Here is a 12,011-nt window from a genome sequence, read left to right as displayed (position 1 = left end):
CTTATGAAGCAATATCTGCAATTTCTACGACACATCCGCGAGCACGGTACACACAAGGGCGACCGCACCGGCACCGGCACCTTAAGCGTGTTCGGTTATCAGATGCGTTTTAATTTGAACGAAGGCTTTCCGCTGGTTACCACCAAGAAACTACACCTCAAGTCCGTCATCCACGAGATGCTGTGGTTCTTGAGCGGCGACACCAACATTAAATATCTTAACGACAACGGCGTGCGTATCTGGAATGAATGGGCGGACGAAAACGGCGACCTCGGCCCGGTGTATGGCGAGCAGTGGCGCGCCTGGAAAAGCGCCGACGGGCGCCGCATAGACCAGATCGGCGAACTGATAGAACAGATCAAGACCAACCCCAACTCGCGGCGATTAATTGTAAGCGCCTGGAACGTAGGCGAGTTGGAAAAGATGGCGCTCCCCCCTTGTCACGCCTTTTTTCAATTTTACGTGGCGGATAAAAAATTATCCTGCCAACTCACCCAGCGCTCCTGCGACGCCTTCCTCGGCGTGCCCTTCAACATCGCGGAATATGCACTACTCACTCACATGGTTGCTCAGCAGTGTGGTTTGGGAGTAGGCGATTTCATCTGGACCGGCGGTGACTGCCACATTTACCTGAACCATCTCGAACAGGTGGATTTACAACTTACCCGCACACTTTACCCGTTGCCTACGCTCAACATCAAACGCAAACCCGCTTCAATCCTTGCTTACCAGTTTGATGATTTCGAGATTCTGAATTATCAAGCGCATCCGGCCATCAAGGCATCGGTGGCAGTGTAATTCGACCTATCGTTTATCTGATTTCCCATCAGAATTAAAACGAACCAACGCATCCCAACTTATATACCCGTCCTGGCAAAAGCTTTTTGAAAATTCGAAAGTAAACTGATTGACTATCTGCGAATACTTTTTGATAAATTCCTCGTTCTTCTCTTTGGCTTTATGCCCAAGCGGTTCAATAATTTCAAGATACAGGTTCGGCTCGCCTGATACGAACCCCCAAAACCTTTGTCCGCAGTACTTGAAGTAATCACCTTTGTCGGGGCTGGCATCTGTGCCATAGCAACAGCCATTAACGGCAACTACTTGTAGAGCTGAATTTCTCTGACGCAAAATACGCCCAGCGGTTTTGAAGTGCTCGCGCATTTTTTTAATTTGACTGCTGTTTCCCCAGTTTGGGCCGGACTTGATGGAAACAATATAGCGAATACTATCTTTGTCGAATTCAAGATCAATGCCCTCGGTTGAGGATTTTCGCCCTGTATAGACGATGGTGTTGATATAAATTGCCAACCCCTCCAGAAAGTCGCCGAAAATGGTTTCCTCCTGAGAGGATAGATGCGCATCCAACAGGGTTTTGACCAGGTCTTGCGCTAACTGCACATTTTTAGCTTTGAACAAATAAGGGTTTTTACGTTTCAGCAGCTTGGTGAGCTTGAGGTCTTTAAGAGCTTATCCACAAATAATTTACCGCAGAGGACGCAGAGGAATACCTTCAAGAAGGGTTTGTTTCTCCTCCGCGTCCTCCGTGGTGAAGCCTTTTCATCGCAAGGGAGACACAGGGGAGCTATTTATGGATATGCTCTAAGGCTTTTTAGGCGTTTTTCATGAAAATCGCCAATATTCTTTTCGACGTACTCCGTGACATGCTCAAGCTTTATCGGCGGCATAATTTGGATGTTCTTCTAGCAGTGCATACTGTCTCGGCTCCAAAGCTCGACGTACCATCTCGCAGTATTCAGGGTGTATATCAATTCCTATCGCGTTTCGATACGTTTTTTGTGCGACTTTGATCGTAGTGCCCGATCCCATAAAGGGGTCTAATACCCAGTCATCCATATCAGTAAACAATTTAATGAACCATTCTGGTAGTGCTTCGGGGAATGCCGCGCTGTGATTTTTATTCCCACACTCCGTGGCAAGATGTAAAACATTGGTAGGGTAAGCCATGTCGCGTGCAAGCCAATTGGCAATTTTTTTCCAAACCCGCTCCCCACCTTTGATTCATCACGAATGTTGTCAACGTCGCTTAGGTTCTTCAGACGGGTTTTTGACCAATCCCCCATGGGCGCCATCACTTCTTCTTGCAGCATTTTAAAACGTTTTGTTTTGTTGAACTGAAGCAACCTTTCCCAAGCATCTCTGAAACGATTTGGCCACTTGCCCGGGTAGCAATTTTTTTTGTGCCAGACGAACTCCTCCGTCCACAACCAACCTTGCTCGCGCATCGCCATGATAAGTTCCAAGACATACGTATGCCGTTCACCGCTGACGACCCGCTCTTTGATGTTGAGAATGAAAGTGCCCGATGGCTTCAGCACCCTTAGCAGTTGCTCAGAAATGGGCAAGAACCACTCCACATAGTGATCGTGGTGCTTCCCGCCGTATGTCTGCTTTCTCTGGTCAGCGTAGGGCGGCGAGGTAATAATGAGATCAATCGAGTTGTCTTCAAGATTCTTGAGTTCTTCAGCGCAGTCGCCAAGCATGATCCTTAGAGAATTTCTCATAATATCAATTTGATAGATTATTGGTGAATAACCCAAATAGTACTTAAGCGAGAGTTATGAGCGCGTGTATGATTAGCTTATCATAAACGTTTATCACTTCATCCTCCAGACATTGGCCAAACTTCCATCGCGCGCGCGGCGTCTGCCGCTGTCGTCCTGCGGCAGACCATCAATAGATTGACGGATGTCGCCATTGGGGAAACCGCTGAGGTAGTAGCTATGCTCTGCCAAGCCGCTGACGATGGGGGTGCAATCAATCTGCTGGATCTTGTTGTGCAGCAGGGTTGGATGGGCGGCGCCGCCGGCGCCCAGGCGTTCGGGGTTGCCCTTGGTGTAGTCGGAGACCATCATCGCCGTGTCGCCGCGGTTGTGATAGAGGCTGACAGTGCGTGCCAATTCCTGCACCCGGCCCAGTTTGTCGGGCTTTTCCAGGGCATCGTCATCCACGTCGGGGGCGCACAAAAAGATCTGCTCAAAAAGGCGCGGCAAGGCATCGCCGGGGGTGTATTGATCAATGCGCTCTATCGTATGTTGCAGCAAGTAGTTGCCCATCGAGTGGCACAAGAGGTGAATATCCTGTCCGCATAGCTCTGCGCCGCCTCGCGACCGGTCGCGCAGGGCGCAGAGATAATCGCGTAATTTTAACAATCCGCGCCCAAAGGCGCTGCCGGAACCGCGCGCCTCGGAGCGGTCTGACCGATATGAGGTAAAGGGTAAGGCAAGGCCGTCGGACGGCCAGGTAAACAGCACCACCACAAGATGCTGTTCGGGATCGGCGGCCTCGGTATGGTTAAGCATCAATTGCAGCGCCAGCGCAGCGCCCACCGCCTCGCGCCAGCTTACATTGAAACCATGGATATAGACCAACACATCGCTGTTATTTTCCATATCCGCTTTGAGATCAGCAAACATGGCTTGCGAACCTAGTTTGATGTTTTTTTGATGGGCATCTGATACGTTCGGATTTAGCTTTTCTTCATAGGCTTTGATCTTTGCGAATTCGGCGCGCTCGGCCAGGTAGCCGCTGAGCCTTTCGCCGTCGCCCTTGCCGCACACCTGCATGTTTTTATTCAAATGTTTCTCAATGCTCGTTTGATCCGCCTCCAGCGTCAGCCTGCCGAAGCGCAGGTTCTCGACGCCGTCCTGACTGAACTTGCTTCCATAGCCTTCCGGTTTCCAGCGATCCTGCCCTAGATGATTGCGGTTGGTGGCATAGTAGAGTGTCGGTGTGGTCATAGGGCTCTCCCTTATGGGCGGGGAATACGGGGTTTCATTTTCTAAAGGGCGCCTCTAAAAATGCGTCTTTTGTCTTTATGCGGCGTTGGAATTCTTCTCGGCCGCTCCCGGCGTCCTGCCTCCCGCGACACTAGTACGTCCCTGTACGTCGAAATGCGGGGCCGCGAAGCGGCAGACTGCGTGTACACTCGGCTTTCTCGCAGAACTCCGCCTTACCTGAAGACAAAATCCATTATTTTTAGAGGCGCCCTAAATAGAGAATGATAGTATCAGATCGAAGACGCCAGATTGATTGAAAATGCACCGCGGAGGATACGAGGATGTATAGTACATACCTTACTCAGGAGTCAGAAAATAAGGCTACAACGTTATAATGTGACTCCTGAGTAAAAACCCTGTTTACTCTACCCCCACCCTGTCCCGCCCCCTCAATAGGGGGGCGGAGACGTAGCATGAAGTGTAGTCTTAATTACTGACTTATGAGTAACTCACATTTTCTCTGCGTTCTCTGCAGTAAAAAAATATAAAACGACTATGAGAATTTCACTCATCGCGGCCTTGGGTAACAATCGCGTCATCGGCAAAGACAACGCCATGCCGTGGCACCTGCCTGCGGACTTGAAGTATTTCAAGCGCATTACCCTTGGCAAGCCCATCATCATGGGCCGCAAGACCTTCGACTCCATCGGCCGGCCGCTGCCCGGCCGCACCAGCATCATCGTCACGCGCGACCCGGATTACCGCGCCGATGGCTGCGTGACCGTCAGCTCCGTTGACGCCGCCCTGCAGGCCGCCGAGGGTGCTGAAGAGGTCATGGTGATAGGCGGGGCGGAGCTTTTCAAGCAGATTCTGGGCCGCGCCGATCGGATTTATTTGACTGAAATCCATGCGGATTTTGCCGGCGATACCCACTTTCCGGCGCTCGACAAAGCAGAGTGGCGGGAGACGGAGCGGCAGGACCATCCCGCCGATGATTATAATCCTTACCCCTATAGCTTTGTGGTCCTGGATAAGGTCAAACCCGATCACCAGGCCGCGCTTGGCAAAGGCGCTGCATAAGACTATTCTAAACACTCACTTTATTCACCCGTTGGGGTGGTGCGGTCCCGCCCTAGCGGGGCGTTTTGAACTCGGACCGCCAAAGGAGGTGGCTTATGAAGGCGAATATGGGAAATACCGAACGGGTCATCCGCATCATCGCCGGGCTGGCCCTGTTATCCCTGTTATTTATTTTGGAAGGGAATGTCAAATACGTGGGCCTGATCGGCCTGATCCTGCTGGCCACGGCAGCGGTAAGCTGGTGTCCTATGTGGGCGCTGCTCGGCATCAATACTTGTTCGGCTGAGACGCACAAACCAGCCATGTAGCGGACCATTCCTCGCCTCCTGATATATCAGGAGGCGAGGATAAGAGCCCGTAGTTATGTATCATTATTATTTCATGTGGCAGGAAAGCAAATGTTGAAACGATTTGTAATACCCCTCATTTTGGCTGGCCTCATCGCTGCGCCGAGCGCGCTGGCCAATGAAACCAAACTTTCCGAAGAGATGATGGGACAGGTGGATGTGCGTAACTGGATCGCGGACTCGTTCAAGGAAAGTCCGGACGGCCGTCGTTACGCCTATGTCATACAGGTGGGCAAGAAACATCAGCAGGCGGTAGTGGTGGACGGCAAGCGCGGGAAGATCTACGACGCCATCGGTGCGCATACCCCGTTTTTCAGCCCGGACAGCAAGCATGTCGCTTATCTCGCACGTAGCAAGAATCAATGGCATCTTGTCCAAGACGGCGTGGAGAGGAAGGGCTATGACGGCCTCGCGGGGCCGGTGTTCAGCCCCGACAGCACGAAACTTGCCTACAAGGCAAAGCGTGGCGATAAGGCGGTGGTGGTTATCAACGGCAAGGAGGGCCCGCCATTCGACAGTCTTGGCGAACGCGAACACGCGCTAGTGTTCAGCCCCGACGGCAAGCGTATCGCCTACATGGTGCGCGAGGGGAGCAAACAACATGTGGTCGTGGATGGCGTCAAGGGCGATGCGTATGAAATGGTCGGCGCCGGAACCCTGGTGTTCAGTCCCGACAGCCAACATTACGCCCACCGGGCGTATGGCGACGGTAATGAGTTCGCGGTGTTGGACGGCACGCCGCAGCGGGCGTATCACGGCATAGGCTCGATTGTCCCGGTGTTCAGTCCCGATAGCCAACGGCTTGCTTATGTGGCGGAGAGCGATGGCCGGCAATTCCTGGTTATCAACGGCGTAGAAGGCAAGCGCTACGACGACATTATCAGCGCGACGCCGCAATTCAGCCGCGACGGCCTGCATATCGCCTTCACCGCCCGCTCAAAGTTCGCCAATAAGGAATTGTCCGACGGTAGGGAATTCGTCGTGGTGGATGGACGCGAGGGCAAGCTGTATACGCGCATCAAGTCCTTCGACCCGGTATTCAGTCCCGACGGCCAACATGTCGCTTATGTCGCCGAGCTCGACGGCAAGCAATTCCTGGTCGTGGATGACAAGGAACAAGAGCGTTACGATGACCTCGGCGCCTACTCGCCCTTTTTCAGCCCGGACAGCAAGCAGGTGGCCTATCGCGCCAGCATCGGCGAGCAGCTGTTTGTCGTCATGAACGGCGAAGAACATACCAAATACGAGGGCATTGGGCGTGGCAATCCGCTGTTCAGCCCCGACGGCAAGCATATCGCCTACCGCGCCATGCGCGACAACAAACACTTCGTGGTTTTCGACCGCCAGGAAGGGAAATCCTATGACCTCATCTTGCCGGAGATCCGCTTTAATTCCGCCACCCTGATGAGCTATCTTGCGATCAAGGACAACAAGATCTACCGGGTGAAGGCCGGCTGGTAAAGCATTCAGGACACCTCTAAAAATAGTGGATTTTGGCTTTAGGCAAGGCGGAATTCTGCGAGAAAGCGGAGTGTACACGCCAGTACATGAGCATTTAGAGCAGAATTTCAACGCAGCATAAAGACAAAAGACGCATTTTTAAGGCCTCCTTCAATCGGGCTCGGAAAATTGCGGGCAAGGTATGCGGTACCAGCGCGGTTCTCCATCCAATCTCAGCGCGGTCAAACTCCCGCCCCACACGCAACCGGTGTCGAGTGGATAAGCACCTGCATCGGCTCGTTCACCGAGCGTGGACCAGTGGCCGAAAATGATATTTAGGCCGGCGCTGCGCCGCCCCGGCGCCGCGAACCAGGGCAGATAGCCATCGGTCTGGCTGCCCGGCACGCCTTTGTCTTCCAGAGCAAGCCGCCCATCCTTATCGCAATAACGCAGGCGCGTAAAGCAATTGGTGATGAAACGCAGCCGCTCCCAACCCGTGAGATCGTCCGACCAGAGTTCGGGTTGATTTCCGTACATATGCTCAAAATACTCGCCATAGCGCCGTCCCCTCAGCACCGCCTCCACCTCTGCGGCGCATGCCTCGGCCTGCGCCAAATCCCACTGCGGGGGCAGGCCGGCGTGTACCAGGGTATAACCCAGCTTGGCATCATGATGCAGCAACGGCCGGTGCCGCAGCCAATCCAACAGCTCATCGCCATCCGGCGCATTCAGCACGTCATCAAAGGTATCGTTGTAGCGGTAGCGATCACTACCCTCCGCCACCGCGAGCAGATGCAGATCGTGGTTACCTAATACCGTCACGGCGTCACCCGCCAGACCTTTGACAAAGCGCAGTACCTGTAACGACTTTGGGCCGCGATTGACCAGGTCTCCGGTAAACCACAACCTGTCGCGCCCCGCCTCGAAGCCGATCTGCTTCAAGAGGATTTGCAACTCATCGAAACAACCTTGCACATCGCCGATTGCATAAATCGTCATAGGGATTCCTCATTCACAATTTCATTACAACCATGCGCAGCGAAAAAATTCAGGCAAATGGAACTCGCATAATGCGCCGTTATCTAATGAATCGAATGTAGTACTACATGGAATTGTTTAACCACTTCATTCAGGAGGTACATTATGAAAGGAAAAATTCTGACCGCTGCGAGTTGGGTACTCGCTTCCGGGGTGGCATTCGCCGCTGCATCTCAAAAGGAGTTCCAACTGCTGGATGCCGACAAGAACGGCTTTCTCAGCACCGAAGAGTATCAAAAGATAAACACTCTGCATAAGGACTTTGCTCAAGCCGACAAGGATGGCGACGGTAAACTCAGCGTGCAGGAGTACAAGCAATCCTCAGTGGTTAGTGACGACCCGGTGCACATTGGTAAGGATATGGATGTGCAGGGAATGCTCCACAATGACGTGAAAAAGCAGTCCTTCCATAACCCCGGTTAAGTACGGCGTAGTACGGGCAGCCGTGCAGGGACGCGGGTTGCCCTCTTTCATTCTCGCATCTCGTTGCGGGAGATGCGCAACAACAGACTATCCAATAGCCGTTGCGGCAACAGGCGTTTGAGTAGGGCGAATAGATGGCTGGGGAGACCGATATAGTAACGGATACGTGGGCGCGGGCTCTCCAGGGCGTGAATCACTTTGCGTAACACTGCTTCGGGCGGGGAGGTAAAGGGCGCGGCCGGGCCTGCCTTGGTAAGACGCCGCTCCAGCCCGGCATAGCGTTCACGATGCGCGCTCTGTTCGGGATGGATATTTTTTTTGTACGCTGTATACGCGTTGATGCGAAACTTGCTCTTGGTCGGTCCGGGCTCGACCAGCGATACGGAAATCCCGCTGCCAGCGAGCTCTAAACGCAAGGTATCGGTAAGCCCTTCCAGGGCGTATTTAGACGCATTGTAGGCGCCGCGATAGGGCATGGCGACGTAGCCCAACAACGAGCCGATGATGATAATCCGTCCGTGACCCCGCTTGCGCATCAATGGAATGACTTGGTTGGTTAGTTCCAGTAAGCCAAACAGATTGGTCTCAAACTGCGCCCGCAACACATCACGCCGCAAATCTTCGACCGCGCCAGGCTGGCCGTACGCCGCGTTATTGATGAGCGCATCGAGCCGCCCGCCGCTGCGTTGGATGATGGTTTCGACGGCCGCGAGAATGGACGTTGAGTCATCGAGATCCAAATGCAGACTCTCCAACCCGCGCTCCGCTAGAGCCGCGACATCCTCCGGCTTGCGTGCCGTGGCGAACACACGATAACCGCGCACCCGCAAACCTTCCGCCAGACACAGACCGATGCCGCTGGAGCAGCCGGTGATGAGCACGGTTTTCACGCGAGCAACACCGCGACGAGACCGGTGAGAAAGATGCCGTCGAAGCTGCCCGCGCCGCCTATGGAGGCGATGGGCGAGCCCATCTTGCGAATGCTGTCGAGCCGCAGCAGATCGGCGCCGATCAACACGCCCAAAGTGCCGGAAATGTATGCCAAAGGCGCGCTGTGCTCGGGGTCGAGCAGCAACGCGGTCACCGCCGCGGTGACGGGCGCGATGAATACCGGCAGGGTGATGCCGAGTCCGGGCACGGGCCTGCTGAGGGTGCGGCACACGGCGGCAACGATCAGCGTAGCGAGCAGCACGTCCAGGATGCCGACTGGAGTGTTCCGCATAAGGTAATACGAAAAACTCAACGGGATAAGGCAGCCGCCCACGTTGACGGCGATCAGGGTCTTGCCCTTGAAGCGGCGCAGATTATCACGCACCAGTTCGCGGAACGGTTCCCGCACTAATTGAGGATCGAGGGGTTCAGCCTTGATGCTGAACAGCGGCAAATTGACGGCGCTGCCGATGAGGGAGGCGAACAACAGCAGAAAGGCCGAGGCTTGCGACAAGCCCAGCTTGTCGAATGCGATGGTCAGTACGCCGATCTGCACAAAGCTCAACAGAAAGCCGATCAGGAAGATGACTAACAGCAGACGCGAGGGCGAAAGAGATGGGGGGAGCATGTCGTTCAGGGGGAAGAAGATTGAGGGCTGAGGACAGAGGGAAGATAGTAAAGGTCAGAAATCATAGCAAGGATAGCGGCGCGGTAATACCCTGATCCTCTATCTTCTGTCCTCTATCCTCCGACTCCTGAAGCGCCCACATGTGGCTGTAGATCTGGCCCCTGGCAAGGAGCTCGCGGTGAGTGCCGCGTTCGACGATGCGGCCGTGCTCCATCACCAGGATCTGATCGGCGTCAATGATGGTGGACAGGCGATGCGCGATCGCCAGCGTGGTGTGATCGCTGGCGACCTCGGCGAGCGCGCCGAGTATCGCCTGTTCGGATTTTGAATCGAGCGCCGAAGTCGCCTCGTCGAAAATCAGAATCCTGGGATTTTTGAGGATGGTGCGGGCAATCGCCACGCGCTGTTTTTCACCGCCGGAGAGTTTGAGGCCGCGCTCGCCGACCATTGTGTCATAACCGTTGGGCAGGGATTCGATAAATTCATGAATGTGCGCCAGCTTTGCGGCGCGTAGGATTTCCTCGCGCGAGGCATCGGGCGAGGCGTAGGCGATGTTGTAATAAATGCTGTCGTTGAACAGCACCGTATCCTGCGGAACGATGCCGATGGCGGCGCGCAGGCTCTGTTGGGTCACTGTACGAATGTCCTGGCCGTTGATGGTGATGCGCCCCCCGGTCACATCATAGAAACGGAACAAGAGCCTCGCGAGGGTGGACTTGCCCGCCCCGCTGGGGCCGACCACCGCGATCTTGCGGCCGGGTGGAATGACAAAGTCCACGTCATAGAGAATCTGCCGGTTGTCGTCATAACCGAAACTTACGTGTTCAAAGCGCAACTCTCCTGTTCCAACGTCCAACGGCTTGGCGTCGGGACTGTCTTTGACCTCGGTGTGCTGTGTGAGCAGGCTGAACATCCGCTCCATGTCGGCGAGCGAGTTTTTGATCTCACGGTAGACAAACCCCAGGAAATTGAGCGGGATGAACATCTGAATCAGAAAGGCGTTGATGAGCACCAGATCCCCCAGGGTAAGCTGGCCGTTTGCGACTTCCTGGCTCGCCAGGATCATGAGCAAGGTCACGCCCACCGCAATGATAGCGCTTTGGCCGAAATTGAGCGCCGCCAGCGAGGTCTGATTTTTCACCGAGACGCGCTCCCACACTGCAAGATTTTCGTCATAACGGCGCGCTTCGTAGTCCTCATTGCCGAAGTATTTCACCGTCTCGTAGTTGATGAGGCTGTCTATCGCCCGCGTGTTGGCCTTGGAATCTATTTCGTTCTTGGCGCGCACAAAGGCCATGCGCCACTCGGTGATGACCAGTGTGAAGACGACATAGACGATGAGCGTGATAAAGGTGACGACGGCATACCAGACCGAGTATTTGCCGAGCAGAATGGCCGCCACCATGACGATTTCCAGGAGTGTGGGAATAATATTGAACAGCATGAAGCTCAGCAGAAAGCTGATGCCGCGCGTGCCGCGCTCGATATCGCGCGACAGGCCTCCGGTCTGCCGCTCCAGGTGGAACCTCAAGGCCAGTGCGTGCAGGTGACGGAATACCCGCAGGGCGACGCGGCGGATCGCGCGCTGGGTGACCTTGGCGAATACGGCGTCGCGTAGTTCGCCAAACAGCGAACTGGAGAGCCGCAGCAGCCCGTAACCCAGTAACAGCGTCAGCGGCAGAGTCAGCAGCGCATGCTGGCTGGCGTCCAGCGCATCCACGATTTCCTTGAGTAGCAAGGGGACGCCAACATTGGCAGCCTTGGCCAGGACAAGCAGAATCATGGCGAGCAGGGCGCGCCCGCGAAATTCCCAAAGATAAGGGAGCAGACTGCGAATCGTATTCCAGTCGCCGCGTCGGCCGTCGGTGTAAGAGGAGGTTGAGGGACGCATAGAGAGTCTTGTGGTTGTCAGCAGGTCTTGATCGGGTGCGAATCTTGAGCCATTTTAACCCTTTAAGGGTATAATACGCGGTTAATTTTATGTGTTTTTTTGTCGAGTAACTTATTGTCATGCCTATTTATGAGTATCAATGCCCGGCCTGCGGCCATCAATTGGAAGCCCTGCAGAAAATCAGCGATGCGCCGCTCGTTCAGTGCCCGGCGTGCGATGAATCTGTGTTACAGAAGATGATCTCCGCGACGTCGTTTCAATTGAAGGGCAGCGGCTGGTACCAATCTGACTTCAAGGGTGGCGCGAAGAAACCGGCAGAAACCGACAAACCCGCTTCCGGTGCTGAGCCAGAAACCAAGCCAGAAGCCAAGCCTTCCTCTAGTAAAGAGGCAGTGGCTGAAACCAAAGAAAACAAACCCAAGGAAACCAAATCCGTGGAAAGCAAACCCAAGGCGGCGACCCCCGATGCCGCCTGAATACCCTTCCCCGGTGTG

General features: G+C 54.6%; 12 protein-coding genes and 1 pseudogene. 6 read left to right on the top strand and 7 right to left on the bottom strand.

Features of this window, described 5'->3' with window-relative positions; translation table 11 throughout:
- Positions 1-3 precede the first annotated feature (3 nt).
- Positions 4-798, top strand: coding sequence for a thymidylate synthase (locus tag HY028_06345; GenBank protein ID MBI3344456.1), 795 nt, complete (start codon positions 4-6; stop codon positions 796-798).
- A 6-nt stretch (positions 799-804) separates the two neighbouring features.
- Here the strand turns inward: HY028_06345 and HY028_06340 are convergent, their stop codons facing one another.
- From HY028_06340 to HY028_06330, 3 genes and pseudogenes are all read right to left on the bottom strand, one after another.
- Positions 805-1,443, bottom strand: a complete 639-nt coding sequence (locus HY028_06340) for a cytosolic protein (protein ID MBI3344455.1) — start codon at positions 1,441-1,443, stop codon at positions 805-807.
- A gap of 225 nt (positions 1,444-1,668) precedes the next feature.
- Positions 1,669-2,525 (bottom strand): annotated as a pseudogene (locus tag HY028_06335) (site-specific DNA-methyltransferase).
- 93 nt (positions 2,526-2,618) lie between these two features.
- Positions 2,619-3,761, bottom strand: a complete 1,143-nt coding sequence (locus tag HY028_06330) for an alpha/beta hydrolase (protein MBI3344454.1) — start codon at positions 3,759-3,761, stop codon at positions 2,619-2,621.
- Between the two features lie 534 nt (positions 3,762-4,295).
- On the opposite strand from HY028_06330, the gene folA reads away from it, so the two are divergent.
- The 3 genes from folA to HY028_06315 all read left to right on the top strand — a co-directional run bounded on the left by folA (position 4,296) and on the right by HY028_06315 (position 6,628).
- A complete protein-coding gene (folA, locus tag HY028_06325) occupies positions 4,296-4,820 on the top strand; it encodes a type 3 dihydrofolate reductase (GenBank protein MBI3344453.1) in 525 nt (174 codons plus the stop codon).
- A 95-nt stretch (positions 4,821-4,915) separates the two neighbouring features.
- Complete coding sequence (locus tag HY028_06320) at positions 4,916-5,128, top strand: DUF2892 domain-containing protein (GenBank protein MBI3344452.1); 213 nt, start codon at positions 4,916-4,918, stop codon at positions 5,126-5,128.
- A gap of 90 nt (positions 5,129-5,218) precedes the next feature.
- Positions 5,219-6,628 (top strand): PD40 domain-containing protein, encoded by a 1,410-nt coding sequence (locus HY028_06315; protein MBI3344451.1) that lies wholly within the window; start codon positions 5,219-5,221, stop codon positions 6,626-6,628.
- 150 nt (positions 6,629-6,778) lie between these two features.
- Here HY028_06315 and HY028_06310 read toward each other — a convergent pair whose 3' ends face one another.
- Entirely contained in the window at positions 6,779-7,606 is an 828-nt protein-coding gene (locus HY028_06310) for a symmetrical bis(5'-nucleosyl)-tetraphosphatase (protein ID MBI3344450.1), read from the bottom strand.
- Positions 7,607-7,750: 144 nt separating this feature from the next.
- Here HY028_06310 and HY028_06305 point away from each other — a divergent pair, with 144 nt between their 5' ends.
- Positions 7,751-8,068: a hypothetical protein gene (locus HY028_06305; GenBank protein ID MBI3344449.1), complete on the top strand. Its 318-nt coding sequence runs from the start codon at positions 7,751-7,753 to the stop codon at positions 8,066-8,068.
- 47 nt (positions 8,069-8,115) lie between these two features.
- Here the strand turns inward: HY028_06305 and HY028_06300 are convergent, their stop codons facing one another.
- From HY028_06300 to HY028_06290, 3 genes are all read right to left on the bottom strand, one after another.
- Entirely contained in the window at positions 8,116-8,958 is an 843-nt protein-coding gene (locus tag HY028_06300) for an SDR family NAD(P)-dependent oxidoreductase (protein MBI3344448.1), read from the bottom strand.
- On the bottom strand, positions 8,955-9,626 hold the full coding sequence (locus tag HY028_06295) for a DUF1614 domain-containing protein (GenBank protein MBI3344447.1): 672 nt from the start codon (positions 9,624-9,626) through the stop codon (positions 8,955-8,957). The genes HY028_06300 and HY028_06295 overlap by 4 nt, the downstream gene beginning before the upstream one ends.
- 61 nt (positions 9,627-9,687) lie before the next feature.
- A complete protein-coding gene (locus HY028_06290) occupies positions 9,688-11,517 on the bottom strand; it encodes an ABC transporter ATP-binding protein/permease (protein ID MBI3344446.1) in 1,830 nt (609 codons plus the stop codon).
- Between the two features lie 119 nt (positions 11,518-11,636).
- On the opposite strand from HY028_06290, the gene HY028_06285 reads away from it, so the two are divergent.
- Positions 11,637-11,993, top strand: coding sequence for a zinc ribbon domain-containing protein (locus tag HY028_06285; protein MBI3344445.1), 357 nt, complete (start codon positions 11,637-11,639; stop codon positions 11,991-11,993).
- Positions 11,994-12,011 lie beyond the last annotated feature (18 nt).

The sequence above is a fragment of the Gammaproteobacteria bacterium genome (assembly GCA_016195665.1).
In the GTDB taxonomy this organism is placed as follows: Bacteria; Pseudomonadota; Gammaproteobacteria; order SURF-13; family SURF-13; genus JACPZD01.
This window is presented reverse-complemented; position numbering and strand designations above follow the sequence as displayed.